Origin of the sequence: Methanosarcina sp. DH2 (assembly GCF_020804225.1) — an archaeon.
GTDB lineage: Archaea > Halobacteriota > Methanosarcinia > Methanosarcinales > Methanosarcinaceae > Methanosarcina.
The window spans coordinates 268,893-294,886 of record NZ_WJBI01000004.1 but is presented as its reverse complement, the minus strand read 5'-3'; the positions used below and the strand labels follow the sequence as shown (position 1 = coordinate 294,886).

General features: G+C 41.3%; 18 protein-coding genes and 1 tRNA gene. 12 read left to right on the top strand and 7 right to left on the bottom strand.

The window, feature by feature from the left end:
- Positions 1 to 6: 6 nt before the first annotated feature.
- Positions 7 to 1,026, bottom strand: coding sequence for a hypothetical protein (locus tag FXV91_RS08525; protein ID WP_229390147.1), 1,020 nt, complete (start codon positions 1,024 to 1,026; stop codon positions 7 to 9).
- Between the two features lie 147 nt (positions 1,027 to 1,173).
- On the opposite strand from FXV91_RS08525, the gene FXV91_RS08520 reads away from it, so the two are divergent.
- The 6 genes from FXV91_RS08520 (at position 1,174) to FXV91_RS08495 (ending at position 11,303) form a co-directional block, all read left to right on the top strand.
- Positions 1,174 to 1,437, top strand: coding sequence for a hypothetical protein (locus tag FXV91_RS08520; protein ID WP_229390146.1), 264 nt, complete (start codon positions 1,174 to 1,176; stop codon positions 1,435 to 1,437).
- Positions 1,438 to 1,771: 334 nt separating this feature from the next.
- A complete protein-coding gene (locus FXV91_RS08515) occupies positions 1,772 to 2,323 on the top strand; it encodes a hypothetical protein (RefSeq protein ID WP_229390145.1) in 552 nt (183 codons plus the stop codon).
- Positions 2,324 to 2,327: 4 nt separating this feature from the next.
- Positions 2,328 to 4,397: a minichromosome maintenance protein MCM gene (locus FXV91_RS08510; RefSeq protein ID WP_229390144.1), complete on the top strand. Its 2,070-nt coding sequence runs from the start codon at positions 2,328 to 2,330 to the stop codon at positions 4,395 to 4,397.
- Between the two features lie 1,826 nt (positions 4,398 to 6,223).
- Positions 6,224 to 7,393 (top strand): transposase, encoded by a 1,170-nt coding sequence (locus tag FXV91_RS08505; protein ID WP_229390143.1) that lies wholly within the window; start codon positions 6,224 to 6,226, stop codon positions 7,391 to 7,393.
- 1,564 nt (positions 7,394 to 8,957) lie between these two features.
- Positions 8,958 to 10,301 carry an RNase J family beta-CASP ribonuclease gene (locus FXV91_RS08500; RefSeq protein ID WP_229390142.1) on the top strand — a complete coding sequence of 448 codons (1,344 nt, stop codon included), beginning with the start codon at positions 8,958 to 8,960 and terminating at the stop codon, positions 10,299 to 10,301.
- A gap of 36 nt (positions 10,302 to 10,337) precedes the next feature.
- A complete protein-coding gene (locus FXV91_RS08495; RefSeq protein WP_229390229.1) occupies positions 10,338 to 11,303 on the top strand; it encodes a polyprenyl synthetase family protein in 966 nt (321 codons plus the stop codon).
- A gap of 360 nt (positions 11,304 to 11,663) precedes the next feature.
- Here FXV91_RS08495 and ppdK read toward each other — a convergent pair whose 3' ends face one another.
- Positions 11,664 to 14,318, bottom strand: a complete 2,655-nt coding sequence (gene ppdK / locus FXV91_RS08490) for a pyruvate, phosphate dikinase (protein ID WP_229390141.1) — start codon at positions 14,316 to 14,318, stop codon at positions 11,664 to 11,666.
- 460 nt (positions 14,319 to 14,778) lie between these two features.
- On the opposite strand from ppdK, the gene FXV91_RS08485 reads away from it, so the two are divergent.
- The 3 genes from FXV91_RS08485 (at position 14,779) to FXV91_RS08475 (ending at position 17,153) form a co-directional block, all read left to right on the top strand.
- Positions 14,779 to 15,039 (top strand): Gar1/Naf1 family protein, encoded by a 261-nt coding sequence (locus FXV91_RS08485; protein ID WP_229390140.1) that lies wholly within the window; start codon positions 14,779 to 14,781, stop codon positions 15,037 to 15,039.
- A gap of 189 nt (positions 15,040 to 15,228) precedes the next feature.
- Entirely contained in the window at positions 15,229 to 16,242 is a 1,014-nt protein-coding gene (locus FXV91_RS08480; protein WP_011020659.1) for a transcription initiation factor IIB, read from the top strand.
- A gap of 257 nt (positions 16,243 to 16,499) precedes the next feature.
- Positions 16,500 to 17,153: a LysE family transporter gene (locus FXV91_RS08475; RefSeq protein ID WP_229390139.1), complete on the top strand. Its 654-nt coding sequence runs from the start codon at positions 16,500 to 16,502 to the stop codon at positions 17,151 to 17,153.
- A 109-nt stretch (positions 17,154 to 17,262) separates the two neighbouring features.
- On the opposite strand, the gene FXV91_RS08470 is transcribed toward FXV91_RS08475, so the two are convergent.
- Positions 17,263 to 17,694: a hypothetical protein gene (locus FXV91_RS08470; protein WP_229390138.1), complete on the bottom strand. Its 432-nt coding sequence runs from the start codon at positions 17,692 to 17,694 to the stop codon at positions 17,263 to 17,265.
- 236 nt (positions 17,695 to 17,930) lie between these two features.
- Here FXV91_RS08470 and FXV91_RS08465 point away from each other — a divergent pair, with 236 nt between their 5' ends.
- Positions 17,931 to 18,941, top strand: a complete 1,011-nt coding sequence (locus tag FXV91_RS08465; RefSeq protein ID WP_229390137.1) for a class I SAM-dependent methyltransferase family protein — start codon at positions 17,931 to 17,933, stop codon at positions 18,939 to 18,941.
- Between the two features lie 568 nt (positions 18,942 to 19,509).
- Positions 19,510 to 19,581: transfer RNA gene (locus FXV91_RS08460), tRNA-Thr, on the top strand.
- A gap of 120 nt (positions 19,582 to 19,701) precedes the next feature.
- Here FXV91_RS08460 and FXV91_RS08455 read toward each other — a convergent pair.
- The 4 genes from FXV91_RS08455 to FXV91_RS08440 form a co-directional block, all read right to left on the bottom strand.
- Complete coding sequence (locus FXV91_RS08455) at positions 19,702 to 20,163, bottom strand: peroxiredoxin (protein WP_229390136.1); 462 nt, start codon at positions 20,161 to 20,163, stop codon at positions 19,702 to 19,704.
- 206 nt (positions 20,164 to 20,369) lie between these two features.
- Positions 20,370 to 21,365, bottom strand: coding sequence for a cation diffusion facilitator family transporter (locus tag FXV91_RS08450; RefSeq protein WP_229390135.1), 996 nt, complete (start codon positions 21,363 to 21,365; stop codon positions 20,370 to 20,372).
- A gap of 363 nt (positions 21,366 to 21,728) precedes the next feature.
- Positions 21,729 to 22,403: a dienelactone hydrolase family protein gene (locus tag FXV91_RS08445; RefSeq protein ID WP_229390134.1), complete on the bottom strand. Its 675-nt coding sequence runs from the start codon at positions 22,401 to 22,403 to the stop codon at positions 21,729 to 21,731.
- Positions 22,404 to 22,559: 156 nt separating this feature from the next.
- The gene (locus FXV91_RS08440; RefSeq protein ID WP_345945484.1) at positions 22,560 to 23,228 is read right to left on the bottom strand and encodes a phosphoribosyltransferase; all 669 of its coding nucleotides are present in this window, start codon (positions 23,226 to 23,228) and stop codon (positions 22,560 to 22,562) included.
- Positions 23,229 to 23,571: 343 nt separating this feature from the next.
- On the opposite strand from FXV91_RS08440, the gene FXV91_RS08435 reads away from it, so the two are divergent.
- On the top strand, positions 23,572 to 25,611 hold the full coding sequence (locus FXV91_RS08435) for an MASE3 domain-containing protein (RefSeq protein WP_229390133.1): 2,040 nt from the start codon (positions 23,572 to 23,574) through the stop codon (positions 25,609 to 25,611).
- Positions 25,612 to 25,994: the final 383 nt, after the last annotated feature.

The following is a 25,994-nucleotide window of genomic DNA, read 5'->3' as shown; positions in this document are numbered from 1 at the left end:
AAGGCTTCATGTCTCCAAATTAAATTTTGAGTTCTTGGGATAAGTCTGGAGAAGATTTAGATTTCGCTGTTGGGACTCACAACATTTCTGCGTTAACATTTTCAATGCTATATTTATCTCTGGTCCGCTTAAACGATTGTCCTGAATCATTTTTTCTACTGCAGAAACCGGGTCCCTTTCGATCTCTTCTCTTAATCTAGCCTGCGCATCTTTTTTTCTGTAAATAATATCAATCTCTTTAGGGTTTGCTCTACCTGAAGATATGTCATTCAGAACGCAATTTTCAAAAACGTTGTCCAAGTTTGTTACGCATCCAAGCAGGTCATAGGTAAGGGCCTCAAAAACAGCACCGTACCCTACTTCGTCGATGGCGTCTTTAAAGATTTCTTTTAACTCTTCTGCAGGCATTTCTCGGCAAGTTTTGAGAAGCAGTTCTTCAGTCATTTCAACATTAGGATGACATTTTGCATAGTCCGAAATAAGCTTATTGATACAGTTTTTCACGCGTCTATATTTCTCAAAACCCTCGGAATGCTGATAACTTTTCCATGCGTTTTGGAAAAGAGTATCCGAGTCATTGAGTACACATAAATCAAAAAACGATTCTGAAACTTGTAATTGTTCTCGAAACCTATTATTTTCACATAGATAATTTCTAGTTATGAAAGTTTTGATGATTATATCTAATGCTGTTTTATATGTATTTAATTTGATTTCTGGATATTCTTTTCTAATATTTCTTAGATTTTCAATCCTTCTTATACTCCAGATTTTTTTACGTTTCTTGTCATTGGGATCTGGGTGAATCCAATCAACACAATAGGACTCGTACAAAAGTGGCATATGTTTGCGTATAGTGCTCTCATTCATTTTTAATTCTTCAGGGATATCCAACTCATTCGCAATGCCATCAGATGCATTCAATATAAATTCAATAATATTTACTTGTGTCACCCCTTCTTTTTGACGACTCTTCGATGTTCTATATGTGCACTTTGATTTTTTTTGTAATTCTTTGGTATTCATACGCTGTAGTATATTCTAAAAAATATATTAATGTTACGCAGGAGTTTTCTGGTTTGGATCTGTTAAAAACGATATGCTGCAACCTCGGGCATAATCTCAAAAGAAGGCCCGGTCGGTGTATATATAGGTTCACAGGAGTATATTTTGATGGTGGTTAAAATACATATCAATCTCGGCACACGAAAAATCCAAAAGTGTGGTTACACGCATCTACTGCCACTACCAGCTATCTGGGCAAAAAATTTTTGCCTTACACAGGGCAGCGTAATGAACATTGAAATGCTTGATGACAGTAGTCTGAGAATAACCCCGGTCCCCACAGCCCACCACGACGACGGGGACAACGGGAGCACAACACCGTCCGCAAGAAATGGAGGTGCAGGCAATGGAAATATTGACCTCAACAGATAAAATGTTATTCTCCATTTGGGCTCACCAGATTGCTACTCAACATTCTGAAATTTTGGAACATATGCGTCAGAGTACCGACCCTCTTGAACGCGCAATTGCGATTCGAATAACAACCGTTGCCAGCGAGGGATGAGTGATTGAAAATCAAAATTAGTTTGCTCCGAGTCGCCAATGAGTCAAACACTTCTGTTGGAGTCCGCTATCGAAATCGTAAAGCATACCTGTTTTATGGGGACGATGTCGTTACGTGTTCATACGCTTGCGGGGACGAGGAGTGCACTACTTGTCCAATTCCCTTGAACTGCCCCAATAGGGGACTGTGGGGGTACTTTAGTTGAATTCTATAGTGGATAAATCGACCCCTAAAAAACTTATCCCCAAAAATCTTCGATCTTCTAGTGAGGACGCGAAAACTTGTCCTCTATACTTTGATACTATCCAAAGATCGATTCAGGTTCCGCGGGATATTTGGGATGCAGCGAGGTGCATTCCAGGAGGGCGGACGAGATTCATCATCAATGCATTGGCGGACGCAGTTGAAGCACGTCAATCAGAGCTTCCAAAACTACGGCTTGAAGTAAAAGAACACATTGCTGAACGGCAGAGAATTGACGCGCTTATTTCGGCAAAAGAGGCCAGGATAGCTGAGCTACTGGAAGAGGAGAATAGATCATTGAGCGAGGCAGTTAAAATCCAGAAAAATATTGACCAGGCTATCGTAGAGACCAGTCGGTTACTGGAAATGTTTAGAAGAAACATTACCACGACTCATTTTAAACGGTTAAGCGACTTGACAGGAACTCCTGTAACTGATATTGAATCGTTTATTAAAAAACACCGATATAGGCCAACAGAGGAACAAATTAGGGAATTTTATCTGGGGTGATATTATGGAATATGGACAAATTGTAGACAGGCTCCAAGAATTTTTTAGCAAAAACACCATTGTTAACAAAGCTAGATCCTTTAAGAATATCGAACCGTTTTCTTACTGGGATGAGCTTTTGATAGCAAGTGCAGAGTATCCCTCCAGAAAGGATGTGTATGTTGAGTTTCGACACCTTGAAACATTTAACCAAGAGCTGGCAGACAAACTGTTGTCTAATCCAACTGAATGGTTTATGGCTGCTACAGATGCAATATCTGAAATCGAGTTTCCAATAAATAATCTCCCAGATATTACAGTTCGAGTTATTGATCTGCCTCAAACGAGTGAAGTCATGATATCTAAACTAAGGAACGATCATCTAGAGAAATTTATTACTATTCGATGTGTTATTTCAAAGGCGACTGAAGTAAGGCCTGCTTATGAAACAGTTGCGTACAAGTGCCTGCGGTGTGGGCACGTTACCCGCGTCACCCTGTCGAAGGATTATGATCAACTAGAGGAACCGTTTGCCGGATGTGAAAATGACACTTGCGGAAAGCGGGGACCATATGATATCGTGAGCGAGGGAAGTATAAGATACGATCACCAGTATTTGAAAATCCAAGAGCCTATTGAAAACCTGAGGGGACGACAACCTGAAACACTAAATGTCTCATGCTCTGATGAGTTAGCAGGGTCTCGCAAACCTGGAGAAAAAGTGATTATTACAGGAGCTCTTAAAAGTAGAATCCAAACAAAGAAAGAAGGAAAAACGAAGTTTCTTGACTTTTTGTTTGTGGCAAACTCAATACAGCTGTCAGACAAAGATTATGAAAATCTTGAAATAACACCACACGATGAGGAACAAATAAAAGAACTTGCACAACGACCGGATATTAAACAAGTAGTTATATCTTCTATTGCTCCTTCGATCCGTGGTCATGAAAATATCAAGGAAGGGATCGTTCTTCAGCTGTTTTCTGGAAATAGCACAAATATGTCGGATGGTACTCACATTCGAAAAGATATACATATTCTTATTATAGGAGATCCGGGTGTAGGGAAAAGTCAGATTTTAAGTTTTGTCTCAAATTTTGCACCGAGAGCTATTCAAGTCTCTGGGGGGTCCACTAGTGCAGCAGGATTGACTGGCGCTGCAGTACGTGATGAGTTCGATGGACGATGGAGCATTGAAGCAGGGGCATTAACTATGGCAGGAGATGGGGGTATATGCTGCGTCGACGAGCTTGACAAAATGAATAATAAAGATAGAGGATCAATGCATGACGCTCTTGAACAACAATACGTGAATGTTGCAAAAGCTGGTGTGTTTGCAAAATTACCGACAGCATGTTCTTTGCTTGGAGCAGCCAATCCAAAATATGGTAGATATGATCAATATGAAAGCATTTTTTCACAGTTTAATATTGGAGATGCTTTGCTCTCAAGAATGGATCTCATCTTCGTATTCAGAGATATTCCGAATGCAGAAACTGATAGTGCTCTAGCATGGCACGTTTTAGACGAGGGAAATACAAATTATCCAGAAAGAATCGATCTTGAATTGTTGAGAAAATATATTGCTTATTCAAAAATTTATTGTTCACCAAAAATGACAGAAGAAGCAAAAGCATGCCTTGTTGATTTTTTTGTAAAAACTCGAGAGAAAGCTGGGTCAATAAAGGATTCGGTCCCTGTGACGGTCAGAACCCTTGAGTCTGCCAAACGGTTGGCTGTGGCAAATGCAAAAATACGATTGTCTGAAACGGTAGAGAAAAAGGATGCTTTAGACGCTATTACACTGTTATTGAGAAATCTTCATGAGGTGGGTATCGATCCTGAAACGGGTGACCTGGATGCTTCATACTTGGAATTTGGTGTTAGTGGAAGCCAAAGACAAAAGATTAAACTAATGAAGGAAATTATACAAAAGCTGTGTAAACAGAATTTAATCAATGGTACGGCGAAAATAGAAGATATTGAACGAGAATGTGAAAAAAATAAAATCGTCGACCCAATAGCCATTTTGTCAAAACTTAAATCGAGAGGGGATATTGTGGCTATAACTCCAGACAGTTTCAAGATTGTATGATACCTACATTCACAGTAGGGAAAAGATATCTATCTCTCTAAGGAAGAAAAATACGAATACGTATTCGTATTTTTATATATAGATAGTAGATAGATATCTATTTTTAAAAAACAAAATTTCTAAAAATACAATTTGGTATTTTTTATTTTTTTAGAGTTATTGACTGACTCAAAACTCTACAGGTCTCAGAGTGAGTTAAAAATTGATAAAGGCAAAAAGAACTTTTAAGACTTTGGAATTTCATTTTTTCCTGATCTTGCTTTACCTAGACCTGAAGATATTGAAGAACTTATCCTAAAATCAGAATCCTTGTCCTGAAATTAAAGCTTAGGAATGATTAAAATATAACTTCTAAATTTCAGTTTGGGAATTGATCTATAGTTCCATTTCCCCCAATAACCATTCTTGGCAACAAAACCCCTTGATATTATATTTGAATTATTCCTTAAACTCTCTTGAACCTAAGATTATGAAGAAAAAACCCAAAAAAAGTAAAGATTTACAGAATAGTAGCATAGATATCATTTATTATGTAGTATTAAGGTGGAATATAGGTAGTGTTAGAAAAGTATAGAGGTTAGTTCTTTTTTGTCAAACTCTTTAAAAGAACACAGGCTCCTTTTTCCCAATTTTGATAACAGCATTTTATCTTAAAATGGTGCTATTTCTCTGATTTTAATGTCTGCTTCATGTGGTTTTTCAAACCTGTTATATTAATTACAGCAACGTTTTAATATTTTGTTGCTATATTATAAAGCATAGAAAACGGGCTTGTTACTGCAGACGGGACCAAAATTCTCACGGTCCAGGAGTATGATAGTTTTTTACAGGCAATTCCGGAATCGAAACGAACTATTTTTGAGATTAATGCAATTACCGGACTAAGATATGTTGAGCTGCAAAGGCTCTATGATAATCATGCCTGGTATTACAAAGAGAGAAATCAGATAATTCTTCCCAAAGGGGCACAACAGAAGGTTAAACAACAGCAGATAAAAAGAACTATTGACAAATTACCTTCAACTTTTCCTTATATCTTCAAACAATTTATAGAAGGCTGCAAACCTCCGGAGAGATCCTCTTGGAATAGGGACTTAGAAAGATGGTCACTGAAAGCCAGTATAGCTCCAAAAGTCGGTCCGAAGAGCCCGAGAAAAACAATTGAGTGCTGGCTATTGAAGTGTGGGATACCGGAGATTGAAATTTATTCCAGGCAAGGCCATGATCCAGTAACAAGTTTAAGGCGAGCTCATCCCAAAACCGATCTTATTTTCACATCAACAAGAATTTTAAAACTATTTTCCCAATCAAAAGATCGATTGATTATTCTAGATTCGAGATTTAGGGACTTAATCCTGAGTTTTGGGATCAGCTCAAAAATTATTTCCTGGCTCTGTAGACAGAACCGCTATAGCGGCTTCTAAGCCTGCTCATATGCCTGGAATAACCTGAGAATTTTGTACGGTTACAATGCCCGGAATATTATATAATTTGAAAGTTGCCTTCCAAAGGAAATACTGCAGGTTAATCAACCTTTTGACCGTTCTCCTAATACATATTGTTTTCCATATACAGGATTTTCTGCCTGTGAGCAGGTAAAACTCAGGATCCATAGTAAACTACCCATGTTTTTCTGCCAGCATATCCAGCATATTATACACCAGAATTTATACCAGAATTTATCTCTTAAGGCGAGAAGACCCCCTCCTCAGGAGATCCGGTTTACCGGATCGAACAGGTGGGGGATGGAAGCCGTCAACTTYCTGACATYYTACAGATAGTAAATCTGTTAATCTTAACATAGTTTCAAARCATATATARTGCTAATGAAACGAGGAAAYCGATACAGGATTTACCCTAACAAAGAACAAAAAGTTCTTATGGAAAAACACTTCGGTAGTACTCGKTTCGTCTATAACAAACTTCTAMATATTAAATCTACATTATATAGAAAKTGTAGAATAAGTATTTCTGAATTTGATCTTAATAATYACTTGTTAGTTCTAAAAGAAATATATCCCTGGCTAAAAGAGATTAACGCCGGGGCACTTCAGCAAGCAAGCCGAAATYTAAATAAAGCTTTCAYAAACTTTTTCAATTTYGGATTCGGTTAYCCTCAAAGAAAAAGCAAAAAGGATCATCATTTTTCTTTCCAGCTTCCACAACATTATGATCTTAATGTAGAAAAGTCAGAAATTAAGYTGCCTAAATTCGGTTGGATAAAAGTTAAGATGCACAGAGACATTTTTCAAGGAGAGATGAAAACATTAACAGTATYGAGAACYCCTACTGGAAAATACTATATDAGCRTCTTAACGGATGATGGAATAGAACTACCAGAACYCGAACCTTTTTCTCATGCTACTCTCATCGGAGTAGACGTAGGACTCAAAACATTTGCTGCACTATCAACAGGAGAGAAAATTGATAATCCTAAATTCCTGAAGAATTCTCTTGAAAGGCTKAAGTGTTTGCAGAGGAGAGTTTCGGGAAAAGTAATCGGTTCTRAAAACAGAAGAAAGGCAGTACATAAGCTTGCTAAAYTGCACGAACTAATCTCAACTCAAAGACATGACTTCCARCACAATGTCTCAAAAAAGCTCATAAGCRAYAACCAAGCAATAGCTRTTGAGACATTGAATATCAAGGGAATGATGAAAAACCACARTCGTGCTCAATCAACCGGAGATGCAGGTTGGTATAGTTTTGTCCTGAAATTACAGTATAAAGYAGAATGGTTAGGAAAAACTATATTGAAGATAGGACAATGGGARCCTTCATCAAAGACCTGTAACGTTTGTGGATACAAATATCAAGATMTRACTGAAGAAATAAGRGAGTGGCAGTGTCCCGATTGCGGAACTAACCACGATAGAGACATTAATGCCGCTATTARCATCAAAAAATTTGCACTCYTGGGACAAGAGGTAGAGCCTGTGGACTCGCAGAGGTTGCTCTGGAGAATGAAGCAGGAAGCACCTCCCTCAAWAGCTTGAGCCATTAGGCCAGAGCTTTAGGGAGGGGCAGTTCACTTGATTCCAGATCTATTAGACTACGAATTTTTTCCATGACAATATTTATACGTAAAACGGAAGTAATGTCTCAAAAGAAAATAGTTAATGTTAGTTAATACTAATCTGAAAAATGTTGTATCTCTGAACTCTTAATCAGGGAAAAAGTAATTATCTATGTTTCCCTTTAGGTGTACTGTAAGAGTAAAAGATACCGTTTATTAATAAACTGCATAGAATTCCAGAGTTATTATGAGTAGATCTGGAACACAGGAAGCAGTTTAACCGGGATTTACAGAGTCGTAATACATGTCCCTTAACAGGACAACCTTCACAAAACAGCTTTCACAAACAAATATCTTAAGTGACAAATTGGCAGAGAAACTATCAGTTTCTGGCTCTCAGCCTGCTGGCTATCAATCTTGCTGGTTATCAGTTCACTGTAACACCGTGAAATAGAGAGTTAATTTTTCCGGTAATTCAGATAAGTATAACTACCAGAATAGGATTTAGTAGAATAGAACTCGATATCTAATTATCTTTATAATCATAGAAGGAATTAGCAACTTAAGATCATTAATTCAGGAATCAATTCTTTGAATTACTCATGAAATTATCAGTTTAGAGATCAATTTCCCGGGATAAAGACAACCTAAACGTTAATTGGAGTTAGTATCCCCTGGAATTCACTCCTTAAAATCTTCAATTCAGGAACAATCCCAGAGATTGGTTATTTAAAATCTTTATTTAAGATCAGCTTCTTTAAATCATTTATTTAAGTTATTTATGTGATATTTAAGTCATTTATGTAATTGTTAAATTAAAAATTACTGATCAGGTTCATTAAATCAGGAATTGTTTATAAGATCAACTGGAATAAGGGACCAATCATAAATTATTCCGGTAAGTATTGAAGTAGGTTCCATGCTGAATCAGCTAGAACGGAAAACACTGGAATAAAGGAATAAGTCAAGGCATGGAGTATGAAGATAAATCATTAAAATATGGAAAAATAGGTTACTGGAATAGGAAACAGGTTAGAATAGTTTACTGAAATATAGGAAAGAGTTTAGTTAAGTCATTTAAAAGTAGAAGCTTACCCGAATTTAAAATCTGTTTGGAAGCAGGCTTTTTGAGAAATAGCTGTGACTAAGGAAGAATACTGAAAGTGTCTGTAGATCAAGCTCGGTTCCGGAATTCTCTAGATAGGTCGGAGAGCCCTTTGGAAATCTATATTATATGAAAACAGGGTTAGAGTTAGTTTCCGGAAATTTCGGCAGGTCAAAATATTTGTATAATGAAACAAATATATATTTAAAGTTGTATTCTTCTTCCAGGAACTGCAGCCTGGTGCATTTCATCCAGGAGGGGACTTCTTTCAGGGTGTAAGAACTAGCTTTTAGAAGTGGCTTTTCTAAAGACGATTCTATAGTTCTCTATTATACTTTCACATTCATGGTCATTGATTCAAGACCGTCACCTGATTCTTTTTGAGGTTTCGGTTTCACAAGGATAAAAAAGTAAAAAACTAAATAAGAGGTTAAAAAATATGACTGAAATAGGCATTGTTGCAGTCGGCGGATATAACGAAATGGGCCGCAATATGACTGCCGTTATTATAGGTGAAGATATTGTTATTCTGGATATGGGGCTCAGGCTTGACCGGGTTCAAATTCATGAAGATGTTGAAATTGATAAGATGCATTCTCTTGAACTGATCGAGATGGGTGCAATTCCTGATGATACTATTATGAAAGAAATCAACGGGACTGTCAGGGCAATTGTCTGTACTCACGGACACCTTGACCACATTGGTGCGATTCCAAAACTCGCCCACAGGTACAATGCTCCTATACTTGCCACTCCCTATACCGCAGCTATTATCAAACAGCAGATAGAGTCCGAGCGCAAGTTCGAGGTCTGCAACAGAGTTATTCCTTTGCAGGCAGGCGGGACCTACCAGGTTACTGAAGACATTTCTATAGAATTCATAAGGGTTCAGCACAGTATCATTGATTGTGTACTTGCAGCTGTGCACACTCCTGCAGGAGCGGTCCTCTATGCCTGTGACTTCAAGCTGGACAGGACTCCGACAATGGGTGAGGCTCCTGACTTTGAGCGCTTCAAATCCCTCGGAAAGGAAGGGGTCATTGCAATGATTACAGAAAGCACGAATTCAGGGCGCTCAGGAAAGACTCCTTCAGAACAGATCGCAAAGGATATGGTTAGGGATGTATTGCTCGGGACAGAAGAGTCCGATGTGGGCATGATCGTTACGACTTTTGCCTCTCACATTGCCAGGCTCAAAGCGATTATCGAGGCTGCCGAGGAAATGGGCAGAATTCCTGTGCTTCTGGGGCGGTCCATGGAACGTTACGTGACTGCAGCCAGGGATGTCGGTTATCTTGAACTGCCCTCCAATGTAGAGATTTATGGCATGAGAAAAGATGTCGACAGGGCATTCAAGCGCATAATGCAGGAAGGCAAGAATAAATATCTGCCTATTGTTACAGGGCATCAGGGAGAGCCAGGTTCCATTCTCGTGCGGATTGCAAATGGGGAAACTCCTTACGCAATTGAGCCCGGAGACAAGATCATTTTCTCAGCAAATGTGATCCCGAGCCCGTTAACTCAGGCAAACCGCTACGCCCTTGAGACCAAACTCAGGATGAAGGGCGGGAGGATCTATGACGATGTCCACGTATCAGGGCACGCGTACAGAGAAGATCACTGGGAACTTCTGCGCATGGTAAATCCCGAGCATGTAATTCCTGCCCATGGGAATATGGAAATGCACGGACATTACATAGAGATGGCGGAAGATGCGGGGTATGTACTCGGAGATACCGTACACCTTCTGAGAAACGGCGAAGTGTTATATATAGAAGAGTAACTCTATTATGAAAAACCCCGTATTTTCGTGATGCCTATGACGCTTATTGATGAGATCAAAAAAAGAAGTTCCCATGTTGATGCTGCAATTGACGAACTGCTTCCAATAACCCGCCCGGAGGAGCTGTACAAAGCTTCTCGTTATCTGGTGGACGCCGGTGGAAAGCGCCTTCGTCCGGCAGTCCTCATTCTGGCAGCAGAAGCTGTCGGCTCCGATCTCAAGTCCGTTTTGCCTGCAGCAGTGGCCGTGGAACTTGTACATAATTTTACCCTGATCCATGATGACATAATGGACAAAGATGATATCCGCAGAGGAATGCCTGCAGTCCATGTGAAATGGGGTGAAGCCGGAGCAATTCTTGCCGGCGACACTCTTTATTCTAAAGCCTTCGAAATTCTGTCAAAAGTCGAAAATGAGCCTGTCAGGATTTTAAAGTGTATGGATGTCCTCTCAAAGACCTGTACCGAAATCTGTGAAGGCCAGTGGCTTGATATGGACTTCGAAACAAGGGAAAGGGTTACGGAACTTGAGTATATCGAGATGGTGGAAAAAAAGACCTCTGTCCTTTATGCAGCCGCAGCCAAAATCGGAGCCCTTTTAGGAGGGGCATCTGACGAAACTGCCGAGGCTTTATCCGAGTATGGACGCCTTATAGGGATCGGTTTCCAGATGTACGATGACGTCCTTGACATGATCTCCCCCGAGGAAGTGCTCGGAAAAGTAAGGGGAAGCGACCTCATGGAAGGGAAGCATACACTTATTGTTATTGATGCTTTCGGGAAAGGCGTGAAACTGGATATCTTCGGGAGAGGGGAAGCCACTCTCAAAGAAACTGAGGCTGCCGTCCTAACTCTTACAGAGTGTGGGTCCCTTGATTACGTAAGGAACCTTGCAATCTCATACATCAATGAAGGCAAGGCAAAACTGGATGTCCTCAAAGACTGTCCCGAAAAGGACCTTCTTCTCCAGATTGCCGATTATATGATCGCAAGGGAATACTGAAGATGAGCTGATTCTGGCTCATCAAATTTTCCATTTCCAGATTTCTTGGTTTGTTTTTTTCCTGATGTTTTGTTTTTTCCTGGTGTTTTTTTTTCCCTGTTTTTCTTTTGGTCGGTGCATATACTTTTTGATTAATTCAAATACCTTTTAATGAGCATATGGCAAAAAAAGTATGCAGTACTTTCATTTTTGTTCCTGTAATTCTTAGAATATTGTGTTTGTTTTATGTGAAAATAAAACATCTTTCGGGTTTGAAAGATTGGAAACGGGTAGATTTTCTACGCTCTTTGGGAGTAATTTTTCAAAAAAGAAGGTTGGAGGCAGGATGTGGTCCTGCCAGAATTCAAATTTCAGGTTCTTTTATTTTTTTGCGTCTCTGATTTCCATTGTGCTCTGCGCAGCTACAAGCCTTGCGATAGGAACTCTGTAAGGGGAGCAGCTTACATAATCGATGCCTATCTGATGCGCGAAGGTAATGGATTTCGGTTCGCCGCCATGTTCTCCGCAGATTCCTATCTTAAGCTCGGGTTTGACGGAGCGTCCTTTTCCGATTCCGATCTTCATCAGCTCGCCAACGCCTTCCTGGTCCAGGACTGCGAAGGGATCATGTTCAAGGATGCCTGCCTTCTGGTAGATGGGCACGAATTTGGATACGTCGTCCCTGCTGAACCCGAAGGTTGTCTGGGTAAGGTCGTTTGTCCCGAAGGAGAAAAAGTCAGCTTCCTTTGCAATCTGGTCTGCGACAATTGTGGCTCTGGGCAATTCTATCATGGTTCCTACTTTGTAGTCGATCTTCATGCCTTTTTCAGCCATTACTGTTTCTGCCGTCTTGCAAACTTCCTCTTTAGAAAGGGAGAGTTCTTTTACGAGGCCCACAAGCGGGATCATGATTTCAGGAACAATTTCCATTCCTTCAGCTGTAAGCTCACAGGCTGCTTCCATTATTGCCCGCACCTGCATGTTGTAAATTTCAGGATAGGTAATACCGAGCCTGCAGCCCCTGTGCCCGAGCATGGGGTTGAGTTCCTTAAGAGAAACTACGCGCTGGATGATTTTTTTAACCTCATCAATCTTCCCGCAGTCCCCGGAGGTTTCGAGTTCCCTGAGTTTTTCGTCGAGCTCTTCTTTATCAGGAAGGAACTCGTGCAGAGGAGGGTCAAGGAGCCTGATGGTTACAGGAAGGCCTTCCATGCTGCGGAAGATTCCTATGAAGTCTTCTTTCTGCATGGGGAGCAACCTTTTAAGGGCTTTCTTCCTTGTCTTTTCATCTTCGGCCATGATCATTTCCCTGACTGCGGGGATCCTGTCTTCACCGAAGAACATGTGTTCTGTCCTGCAAAGCCCGATACCTTCTGCACCGAGTTCGCGGGCAAGGGCTGCATCAGCCGGGTTATCGGCGTTTGTCCTTACTCCGAGAGTCCTTATTTCGTCAGCCCAGATGAGAAGCTTTCTCAGGTCGTAATTTATCTCTGCATCAATCAGGTCTACTTTCCCGATAATGACGCTTCCGATGCTTCCATCAATCGTGATAAAGTCATGCTCTTTAATGGTGAAGCCATTTACCATAAAATGGGCGTTCTTCATATCGATTGAGATTTCTCCGCAACCAACGACACAGGGTTTGCCCATGCCTCTTCCAACCACTGCAGCATGAGAGGTCATCCCTCCGCGCACGGTAAGGACTCCCTGTGCAGCTGCCATGCCTCCGATGTCTTCAGGTGAGGTCTCGGTACGGACAAGAATTGTCTTTTCGCCTATCTCTGCCATCTCTTCAGCAGCTTCGGCAGTAAAGACCACCTTTCCGACAGCGGCTCCGGGTGATGCTGGAAGCCCCTTTGCAATCACTTCAAGCTTTGCTTCCGGGTCAATCCTCGGGTGCAGGAGCAGGTCAATGTGTTCTGCTTTAACTCTGTTTACTGCGGTTTCTTTATCTATGAGCCCTTCTGCCACCATATCGGTTGCGATCTTCACAGCTGCGGCAGCTGTGCGCTTTCCGGTCCTGGTCTGCAGCATGTAAAGTTTTCCTTCCTGAATAGTAAACTCTATATCCTGCATGTCTGTAAAGTGGGATTCAAGTCTCTGGCAGATGTCCACAAGCTGGGCATAGGCTTCCGGGATTTTGTCTCCGAGTGTATTAATAAAGTCTGGTGTCCTTATCCCGGCAACAACATCTTCGCCCTGTGCGTTGATGAGGTATTCCCCAAAGAACTTTTTTTCGCCTGTAGAAGGATTTCTTGTAAAAGCAACACCTGTACCTGAAGTGTTTCCTCTGTTCCCGTAGACCATGGTCTGCACATTAACAGCTGTGCCCCAGCTGTCATCAATGTCGTTGAGCTTCCTGTAGGTAATGGCTCTCTGGTTATTCCATGAATCAAAAACAGCGTTAATTGCCATCTGAAGCTGAACTTTAGGATCCTGAGGGAACTCAAATCCTTTTTCGAGTTTGATTACTCCTTTAAATCTTTCTGCCAATTCTTTCAATGCTTTTGAATCGAGGTCGGTGTCGGACTTAACCCCCAGTTCTTTCTTCTTGTCCTCGATTAAGGAATCGAATTTTCTGAATTCAACTCCAAGAACCACGTCCCCAAACATGGCGATAAATCTTCGGTAGCAGTCATAAGCGAACCTTTCATCATTGACTTTTTTTGCGAGTCCTATAACTGATTTGTCCGTAAGTCCAAGATTCAGAACTGTGTCCATCATCCCCGGCATGGACACTCTGGCTCCAGATCTTACAGAGACTAGCAACGGATCTTCGGGATCTCCCAGCCTTTTGCCATTTAAGGCTTCCAGCTTATCGATTGCTTCTTTTTCCTGCCTGAGTACTTCTTCTGGATATTTATTTTCCTTAAGATAAAGTACACAAACTTCGGTTGTTATTGTAAAGCCAGGTGGTACGGGAACTCCGAGATTTGCCATCTCGGCAAGGTTTGCACCCTTACCTCCAAGCAGGTCTTTCATACTACTCTTACCATCAGTTACATCCTTTCCAAAAAAATATACGAACTTGGACAATGATTCTCCTCCCTGGAACGAGATCATTAATCGGAGTTAGAGTCTGGATATTTTCCAGACCTATGATCTTCATTAATCGGAGTTAGAGTCTGGATATTTCCCAGACTTATAGTCTTCATTAATCGGAGTTAGAGTCTGGATATTTCCCAGACCTATAGTCTTCATTATTCGGAGTTAAAGTTCTGAATATTCCTAGACTTAGGGTCTGATTGTTGCCAACAATGTCTATTTAATATATAAGCTTGTGGTTCTCCCCTCCTGTATCTTATACTTTACTCTTTCAATTTAGTTGGGATCAATGTATAATATAGGTCTTGCGATATACTTATATATGATGAACGTAGACTACATATGCTTTTCAGTCTACAATATATATTCTTATTCGGGACTGACAGTTTAATCCACTCGAAGCCGGGGTATTTCTGCCCTGTGCATAGAGGAATAACTATTCGTGGCTGATATGAAACGACTCGGTACCGTGCTGCACAGGTCAGGTCTAAGAAACCTGATAATTAGAGGGGATGAGGTAAAACCCGATAACGTCTCAGGTAGTGTTCCAAAGCTGAATTCGGTTGTCGTTGACAAGGCTCTGAACCGGATTGGTACAATTGCCAGTGTCTTTGGACCTGTAAACCATCCATATTTTTTAGTGAAGGGCTTTAAGCAAATTCCTGGTTCGGAAACTCGGGCTCTCGTCAATGAAAGAGTCTATATTCGGTGAGATCTCTGACATTCGATGAAGGTTTTAATCCTTTATTATGGTTTAGCTTTAACCGGTTTATAATCTTTTTGCTAGTTATAGCCGCAAGTTTTCTTCTCCCTTCTTTTATATATATACTGTAATTTATAAAGTGCAGGTTTGAGATTCAGGAATAGAGATAGGTCATATTAATTTGTAAGGTGATATAATATGGTAGAAGTCGAAAGGGTTCGCTATTCGGACACTCTTGAAAGAGAAAAAATACGTGCCATGATTAAAGCTCGCAAAGAAAAACAAAAGGAGCAAAGTTTTGAGAACGAAAAGGCCGTGTGTCCAGAATGCGGTAGCAGAAACCTAGTTCACGACTATGAGAGAGCAGAGCTCGTGTGTGGGGACTGCGGACTTGTCATTGACGCCGACTTTGTGGATGAAGGGCCGGAATGGCGAGCTTTCGATCACGATCAACGCATGAAGCGTTCCCGTGTGGGTGCGCCAATGACGTATACAATCCACGACAAAGGGCTTTCCACAATGATTGACTGGAGAAACCGTGATTCTTACGGAAAGTCTATCTCTTCCAAAAACCGTGCTCAGCTCTACCGTTTAAGAAAATGGCAGCGTAGAATCCGTGTAAGCAACGCAACTGAAAGAAACCTGGCTTTTGCTCTTTCCGAACTGGATAGAATGGCTTCAGCTCTCGGTCTCCCGAGAACTGTCAGGGAAACCGCAGCAGTCGTCTACAGAAAAGCTGTGGACAAGAACCTCATCCGCGGCCGGAGCATTGAAGGCGTAGCCGCAGCAGCCCTGTATGCAGCCTGCCGCCAGTGCAGTGTCCCGAGGACACTTGATGAGATCGAAGAGGTTTCCAGGGTAAGCAGGAAAGAAATCGGAAGGACTTACCGTTTCATTTCCAGAGAACTTGCCTTAAAGCTCATGCCAACTTCCCCTATCGACTATGTCCCGAGGTTCTGCTCCGGGCTTAACCTGAAAGGAGAAGTCCAGTCAAAGAGTGTTGAGATCCTCAGGCAGGCCTCAGAAAAAGAACTCACAAGCGGAAGGGGCCCCACAGGAGTTGCCGCAGCTGCAATTTATATTGCATCCATTCTCTGCGGGGAGCGGAGGACTCAGCGGGAAGTTGCAGACGTTGCCGGGGTTACGGAAGTTACCATCAGGAATAGGTATAAGGAGCTTGCAGAAGAACTGGATATCGAGATCATTCTCTAAACTCTTCTTCTTTTTTATTTAGCCAGCCTGATTAAAAGTTTTTCCGGGAAAAGTTTTTTCCAGGTGTGTGGAGGGTACGAATGTGCCCTTTTTTTCATTTCCTTTTCTTCAGAGCTGTCCTTTTTAGCTGTGCTCGAATCTGCTTTCCGAAATCGTTTACTTTTCAAAAGTATACATTTACTAAAATATCTATCTAATTTTTCTAAAAACTTCCAGATCGATAAAATGCTGACAACCGATAATGCTGACAACCGATAATGCTGACAATTGAGATCTTCAGAGCCCTTCTCCTGGGCTTCACTGTCGGGCTTACAGGTGCCCTGGTCCCGGGACCGATGCTTTTTGCAACCATAGAGGTTTCTCTCAGAAAAGGCTGGCTTGCAGGCCCTGAAGTTGTGATCGGACATATTCTGGTTGAGCTTATGCTCTCTATTCTAATTATCTTTGGAGCTGCTTCACTTGTCGGCAGCGGTGCAATCTCAGCTATCTCCGTTATTGGCGGGCTTGCACTTATGGTCTTCGGACTGCTTACGGTAAGGGATGCAAAAGCTGCTGCCTCTGCAAGAGTCTCTTGGGACGCTTCAGGCCTGAAATTTGCTTCAAATCCCGTGACATTGGGCCTGATAACCTCCGTTTCCAATCCTTACTTCTGGATCTGGTGGCTAACTGCGGGTAGTGCGCTTGTGCTGAAAGCACACGAACTGGGAATCCTTATCTCAGTAGCCTTTATCCTGGGTCACTGGGCGGCAGACCTTAGCTGGTTCACTGCAGTATCCGGGTCTTTCAGCCGGGGAAAAGCCCTGCTTTCTCAAAAAATGCACAGACATATCCTCTACGCTTGCGGGATATTTCTGATAATTTTCGGGTTCTATTTCATGCTTAACTATAACAACCCAGCTCAACTGTTCTGATAAGTATTTTTCCTGATAGTTTCTCTGATAATTTTCCTGATAGTTTCTCTGATAATTTTCCTGATAATTTCTCTAATAATTTCCCTGAAATTTACCTGATAAATATTCTTTACTTATATACATTCTTTAGAGCCATCGCTCGCTTATTCAGTGTTGAGAACAGGTAGACTCCTCCGCTGAAAGTCAGCAAAAATAAGCCTACGAGAATTCTCATGTTTTTGACGGTTTTCCATCTCCACCTGTTAGCTACGAACAGGGAACTAAGAGACAGAGTGACAAGCCCAGACGGGCCGTGAAGATATACAACTGCAGGAGCCTTTCTGGCAGTTATAAGCTTGAGTGCGGAGTATGCCATATATAGTAAAGATAAGGATCCCATCATGTATCCTGCGGTATTTATCTTTCCGTGCTTTGGAATTCCCACTTTTTTTGATCGGCTTTTCTTCAGTGCAGTAATTCCGATTATATAAGTCAGCAGGGTTGAGACCTGTAGTCCAAGTGAGATTTTCCTGATATGTTTGATACGCGAGCCCATTCCCAATTTTAGCACCCCTTTTACAATGTTGCTTTCTGGCTTTAGTTAATGATCTTTGATTGAAGATAAGGCTCAGAATTAAAGATCTCTTTGGAAACAAAGTTACTGAAATATTTTCTCTGCCGAAAATCTTTTCCAGAATCATGTGGACTGGAAAATTTGGGCTCGTTAATATAACTGGATAAATTGGGATAGCTTAATAACAAAAGGATAACCTTAGGATTCCGAAAGGTCGATTTTCTATGAGAAGGCAGTGCATAAAAGTACCTAAAAAGAAAGGAGAACCTGCAAGAAGAGTTCTCCTTGGTCTTGAAATTCTTGATAATTCCTTGAAGATAGGTTCGGATGAAATCTTCCTTTATCTTCCCCTCTCCAGGGAGCTCGTCCCTGAGGAGTTCGAGAGCCTACCGGAAGGTTCCGAACTTACGGATTTTGATTTCGAGCCCATGGAAAAAAAGCCTGTTCCTGAAGACCTGCTAGGTTTCAGCCCTGCATACGAAGTCATAGGAGACATCGCCCTTCTGGAAGACGAGAACCTGGATGCGCAAACAGCCTTAAAGATCGCCGACGTCCTCCTCCGGACCCAGCCAAATATAAAATCCGTGGTCAAACCTCTTACTCCTGTCATAGGAGAATTCAGGATAAGGGAATTCGAGATAATTGCAGGCGAGCCCAGAACAGAAACGGTCCACAGGGAGTACGGCTGCCGCTACAAAGTTGACCTTGCAAGAGCTTATTTTACCCCCCGCCTCTCTACGGAACGCTCAAGAATTCTCTCCTGGGTTAAGGAAGGTGATACTGTTGTCGATATGTTTGCCGGTGTCGGTCCTTACAGTATCCTGCTTGCAAAGAGCAAAAAACCTTCAAGGGTTATAGCAATCGACAAAAACCCTGACGCAGTGCATTACCTGAGAGAAAACATTTCCCTTAATTCCGCAAAAAACATTGAAGCAATCGAAGGCGATGCCAGGGAAGAAGCAAAAAGGTTTGCAGGAACTGCCGACCATGTGATCATGAACCTCCCTCACAGTGCCCACGAATTCCTTGACTCTGCTGTCCTCCTTACAAAACCGGGTGGAATAATCCACTATTACGGAATGACTCATGAGGATGACCTCTTCAAAAGTTCCGTCGAACTTATCCGAAAAGCTGCAGGAAAAGCAGGAAAGCAAGTCGAAATTCTGGAGAAAAGGGTAGTCCGTTCATATGCTCCTCATCAATATAACATATGTATCGAGGCAAAGGTAATTTGAGGCTTCTGTCTGCCGCAAGCTCCTGTGAAGGTTCGGAATATGGAAATCTCTCTGCCAGCTGACCTATAAGGGCAGCCAGGGTGTGCCAGTAAAAAACTCCTCTGCAGACGAAGAGAGAGAATAATATGATCAAAAAATCAGAGGCCTGCGTAAAAGAAAATGTTTAAACATTTGCAGGTTAATTTCTGTAAAGGGCTGATGGTTGAAGTAATGCTCTTGAATTTATGATGTAGGAATTGTAATACTGGGGTTAAAAGAAGCTTAAAACTGCTTAATTACAGGTTATTAGTTATAATTCTGCAAGGAGCTGATTTCAGATGTCCACACTTACCTATTTCATGATAGGCTTCTCAATTTTGATTGCTCTCATATTTATATGGTTCTACCTCAGATACTTTAAGAAAAGAGAGAAATAATAAGTTAAATAAAACTGAAGAGTAAGAAATTTACTGGCAGTTTATTTTTTCCTTCTCTTTTATCTCACGCTTTGCAGGAAGGAAACAGCCCTTACGAGCGAAATAGTTAAATTCTTAATCGCTCTTTTAAGTCTGCTTATCCCAATCCATGTGCCGTCGTGGCTTAGCGGTATAGCGGCTGATTCGTAATCAGCAGGCCGAGGGTTCAAATCCCTCCGGCGGCTATTTGTTTTTAGGGTTCAGAGCCTACTTTCTGGAACTATGAGGAAATGGAAATCTTCTTTTTAAACTTCTCTTTTGTAATAAATCTGGATATTTTTCACTGCTAGCCTGAGGGCTGATCTTCATTTTTTCAGAATCTCCATGATCTCTTTTATATCAGGAAGCTCGTGTCCCGGATATTTCTTAAAGAATATCACTTTCTGATTTTCATCAATGATTATATTCGCTCTTTCAGAGACGCCTTCCTTTTCCTTGAATATTCCGTATGTTCTGGCGATTTCCCCATGCGGCCAGAAATCCGAAAGGAATTTGATATGAGTAACCCCTAGTTCCCTTGCCCAGGCTTTCTTCGAAGGCATGGGATCTACACTTATACCAAGAGGTACCGTGTTTAGTTCGACAAAAAGCTCATGGTTTTCTTCAAGTGATTTCATCTGTGCTGCGCAGACCTGCGTCCAGGCAAGCGGGTGGAAGGACAGGAGTACCTTTTTTCCTTTCAGGTCATAAAGATGCAATTCTTCCCTCTTCTGGTCTCTTAACCGGAAGTCCTGTAGTGTTTCCCCTATTTTTATCTCGGTTGTCATAAATTTCCCCAATTTAATATTTGTTTCTCTATTTAAGTTATTAATTGCCTGTGCTTCTGAACTCATAGCTCGTAAACCAGACTTTAGTACAGACTAAAAACAGAAAGATGGAAAAATAAAATGGGTAAATGAACTATATCCGAAAATTCCGGGTACAGATGGAAAGCTCGATAAATATCAGGGAGCAGTTCTGGATATTAACGAAATCAAGAGGACCTGTGACCTTTATTTGTTCTTTCGTATCCCGAATAATCTTTAGGATCAGAACAGGGCTCTACGTGAATTGAGAAGTACCCGTTTTTGCCGCAGATTTCTTTTAATCTGTCTTCAACCTGCGTTGAAATTTCATGTGCATCTACGATGTTGAGGTTTCTGTCTACCTCAATATGGACATCTGCAGCCATTGCATTTCCTATCTTCCGGGTTTTTAATTCATGGAAACCCAGCACTCCATCTGTGGAAATCAAAATCTCTTCAATATTTCTATAGGTTTCCGAGTCCAGTGAGGCTTCCAGCAGTTCATTCAGATTTTTATACGAGATCTCAAATGCCACTTTGAAAATGAAGAAACTTAATATAACGGCAGCTATGGGATCGAGCACTACCCACCTGCCTCCAAGCAGGATTGCGCTCCCAATCCCTATCATGGTCCCTATAGATGAGAAAGCATCGGAACGATGGTGCCAGGCGTTTGCAGTCAGAGCATCACTCCTGAGCTTTCGGGCATATATCATTGTATAACGATACAGCCACTCTTTTATAACAATAGAAAAGACTGCTGCGGCAAGAGCGATCCCGCCCGGAGCTGGCAGTACCTCCCCCTGAAAAAAAGCAATAACCTTCTGGAGGCCACCCCAGAAAATCCCGAAAGCCACTGCAACAAGTACCAGTCCTATAAACGCAGCAGATAGTGTCTCGATTTTCCCGTGCCCGTAATTATGCGTGCTATCTCCGGGTTTTCTGGCAACTTTTAAACCTGCTATTACTGCGATGTCGGTCATGAAGTCTGAAGTGGAATGGGCGGCATCAGCAATCATTGCTGAACTGTTGCCCATTATCCCTGCAAAAAACTTAAAACCTGTCAGCAAAGCATTTGAAGCCATTGCAACTTTTGTTACATAAATTGCCTGGGAATACCGGTTATTTTCAGTCTCCTCAGAGCGAGAGAGAATTCCACTATCTGCACTATTAGTTACTTTCATGGTTTCTCAGAACAGCCAGATATATTTGAATAAATCTTAAATTCATACCTGTATTATATATCTTAAACGGGAACATATAGATAAGCGATCAACAGATATAAATATTCTCTCTCGCCTGCTCTTAATTTATTCACGTCATTAGATGCCGTTTTCTATCAAGTTTTCACCATATGACCCTGAGTAATATTTTTTTCTTATTTTTCCGAATGATTCCTCCTCAAAAATTTTCTTTAAGGTTCATTTTAAGGTTTAATTCTCAGATTTGATTATCAGGTTTGATTTTTCAAGTCTATTACCGCAGGTCCGAGTCTTGATTTTTGTGTCTGCTGCCCTGTTTCTAAAGTTCTTTCAGGGCTTTTTTCCTTACTCTGAAAGATATCTTTTAAACCATTCCCCGGCTAAACGAGCAACTTCTTCTAATGTTCCCGGTTCTTCAAAAAGATGTGTAGCACCCGGAACAATCTTAAGTTCCTTTTCCGTTATGACTATCCTGTCTAAAGCCCACTGGTTCATATCTATTACCTGAGTATCTCTTCCACCTACAATAAGCAGCGTTGGTGCTTTTACATACATCAGGGCAGTTTCAGCGAGGTCAGGTCGCCCTCCTCTCGAAACGACGGCTTTTACTGTGTCTGCATGTTCTTTTGCAGCCATGAGTGCGGCTGCAGCACCTGTACTGGCTCCAAAGTAGCCTATGTTGAGATCTTTAGTATCCGGTCGATTTAAAAGCCATCTTGTCACATCGATAAGGCGTTTTGAAAGCAGGTCGATATCAAAACGGAGATGGCGCGTCATCATATCGACTCTCTCTTCCTCGACCGTCAGGAGATCAAATAAAAGGGTTCCAAGACCGCCTCTCTGCATTTCCTTTGCAACGTACTGGTTGCGTGGGCTGTGGCGGCTGCTTCCGCTTCCATGCACAAAAACAACAATTCCCCTGGCTCCTTCAGGAATATCCAGATTTCCTTCAAGATGAATTGAGTTAATTGGAATGTGGACTTCGATACTCTTTTTCCCCCTACTCAACGATTCTTTCATACTGCCCCCCAAAAAGATTTGCTTTAGAATTTACAGGTATAAAGGTGCGTAAATAGCAAACTTACTTCTGAGTTAGCATAAATAATAGATTTACCTGCCATTTGACTATGAGTTAGTAGTAGATTTGCCTTTAAGCAGATTTACCTTTTAGCAGATTTAACTTTGAGCTTTCCTTGATGGAAGATTCCTTGCTTGTTTCAGTAGTTCGCATACTTCTTCATCCGTGGTCTGGCTAAAGTCCCCATACCAGGCCCCTACCGCATAAAAGGGCTCCGGCGTGGTAGCACAGATTATTTCATCTACTTTATCCTCAAAGAACCTGCACATGTCCGGGGAAGCCGTAGGGACTGCAACGACCAGTTTAGCCGGGTTTTTAGTTTTAATGGCTTCAACTGCTGCATGCATTGTTGCGCCGGTTGCAAGCCCATCATCTATAAGGATTACAGTAATACCAGTTATATCCGGCTTGGGATGGTCTCCACGATATTTGCGCTCCCGGCGTTCCAGTTCCCTAAATTCATTTGCAGCTACCGTAGCAATTACTCTGTCAGGTATCTGATAAGACCTTACAACGTCTTCGTTCAATACACGGATATCATCAGACGCAATTGCTCCCATTGCCAGTTCTTCATTGCCTGGAACTCCCAGCTTCCGTACTATGAAAACGTCCATTTTTACGTTCAGTTCTCTTGCAACTTCAAAAGCTACCGGGACTCCACCCCGCGGGAGAGCCAGTATCAGCACATCTGGACGGTTTGAATATTTTGAAAGTTCTTTTGCCAGCCTTTTCCCTGCATCTACTCTATCTTTAAAGATTGCCATCATTCCCTTCAACCCCCAGTTGAATCAGATTAATTCCTGAAACGCGTTACATTGCTTATAGTATCTATGTTTAAATCCTTAAATGTATAGATTATTATAAATTTAATTAAACCTCTTATAGCTGTTACTTTAAAAACAATAGATGCTGGTAGAAGAATAACTGGTAGAAGTATAGCTGACGAAAGCAGAATGTTTGGAGTATCCTTTAGTTTCGTATGCTTTTTTATCTATGAAGAACTGGGCTTTAAATTAAGTTTGTTTTAAATAATGATTGAATATTATTTTATATGAAGCTGATATTGTTTTTAATATCTGATACATCCTTTTAGATCTAACTGTAACAGGGGTGGGGAAAATAGCAAATTTTAAGGGGAAAAAAGTAGTAGTCGAGCCCTATGAAGTGCTACTCTGGGCAGCTATAATCAGTGTACTCTACGTGATTAGCCTGAGTAACTTCCTGCTTTTCCATACTCTGGTAGAACTCTTCAGCGTGTATGTCGCATATGTGATATTTCTCGTAGTGTGGAAATCAAGAGAACATTTAGAAAACCGATACCTTATGTTTATAGGGATAGCTTACTTTTTTATCGGCGGTCTGGATCTATTATACACGCTTTCCTATGAAGGAATGGGTATATTCCCTGAACTTGGTCCAAATATGCATACTCAGTTCTGGATTGCTGCGAGGTATATGGAGAGTATCTCCCTTCTGCTGGCTCCTCTGTTTTTAACAGGTTACAGTACAGAGTACCTTAAAAAGAGCGACAGGTATATTGAAAGAACCAGGTTTGCCTGGGAAGCCTTTCTAGCGTACGCTGGAATTACTATTATTTGCCTGCTCTCTATTTTCGTTTTCAGGAACTTCCCGGATTCCTATATTGAAGGCTCAGGTTTCACTCCTTTTAAAATAATAAGTGAATATGTAATCTCTTCTATTCTTCTTTGTTCACTGATAGCCCTTTATGTAAAGAGGGATAGATTTGAGAACCACGTCTTCAGGTTACTCGCAGCGTCGATTATCCTGACAGCCCTGGGAGAGCTGAGTTTATCGATTTATGCGGGAGCAAATGGATTTTTTAACCTGACGGGACATTATCTCAAGATTTTTTCTTTCTACCTGATCTATAAAGCAATAGTTGAGACCGGATTTGAAGACCCTTTCAGCCTTCTTTTCAGAGAACTTAAGTATAGAGAAGAGGCTTTGAGGCAGGAAACAATTTTCCTCAAGGATGATCAGGGTTATCTTTACAGATTACTCGGTTTAAAGGAAAACCAGTTTGAGAGAGAACCAGAAGTGGAAAAAGTTCCGATATATGAGAAAGAGTACTATTCATTTGTGCAAAACATAGAGGGACTTATCGGCTTTCGGCTTTACGAGAATCTTGAACCTGTACTCATGGACGGGTCTATTGAAGAGGTTACAGGGTACAGTAAGGAAGATTTCCTTTCTCATAAAGTCAAATGGACTGAACTGGTTATGCCCGAATACCTGCCTCTGTTTTTTGATAATATGAAAAAAGCAATCTCTACCCCGGACCTTTCAAGGGAGTTGGAGTATAAAATACGCAGAAAAGATGGAGAAACTAGATGGGTCAGAGAAATTCTTCAGAAACTTCCGGAGCGCTCTGGAGCGCCAGGACAGATACAGGGTCTTGTCCGTGATATTACCAGACGTAAAATTGCAGAAGAAACTCTGACAAAAATACAGGAAGCCCGGATAAAGGAAATTCACCATCGAATTAAAAACAATTTACAGGTTATCTCTTCTCTTCTCAGCCTTGAGGCTGAAAAATTTGCTGATGAAAAAACGCTTGAAGCCTTCAGGGAAAGCCAGAACCGGGTTATCTCAATGGCTCTCATCCATGAGGAACTTTACGAAGGTAAAGGCATGGACACAATCGATTTTGCGGTTTACCTCAGGAAATTAACCCTTGACCTTTTCAGTTCATATCTCGTAGAAATCGAAAAAATCAGCCTCAAACTGGACCTTGGGCAGGTTCATCTTGGTATGGACACTGCAATCCCTCTTGGAATTATTGTCAATGAGCTTGTTTCAAATTCTTTAAAGCATGCCTTTTCTTCAGACAGAGAAGGTGAAATCAGAATTAGCCTGAGCATAAAGGGAGATTATACTTCAAAAACAGGCGGCTCAGGTAAAGATCGTGGCTGCCCGAATGGTATAGGTTTCCATTACATGGTTATAGTAGCAGATAATGGGACAGGCTTTCCTGAAGAGATAGATTTCCGGAACCCTGAGTCCCTCGGGCTCCAGCTCGTAAATATTCTTGTTGAACAGATAGACGGCTGCATTGAACTTAAAAGGGACAACGGGACTGAATTCACTATCTGGTTTAATAATCCCGAAGATGAAAAGGAAAATCAATAAGATCTGGACGGCAGGAATGATAATGAGATTTGGGTGAATCGGAAATCTGCAGGAGATTTTCAATATGATGCATTTTCAACCGGACTAGATCCATAATCCTTGTCTAATTTTATGCTTACTTTGAAATTTTCCATACGAAATTATTTTTTGGTTGAAAAGAATTTTTTAGGTAATTAATTTAAAATAGTTAATGATATAATGTTATATTCATGGAGTTAGGAAGTTAGTGGGTATGAAAAAAAAGTAAAGAACTGCCTGGAGGCCATTGATCCTGCTTCGGATCAATATACTTGGGGGAGTATATTTTCGAGGCTGCTGTATTGGGGAATCCAGTAAAAGGGTGTAGCGCCTCCGGGCTTCTTCTTACTCTGTTTTTACTATTC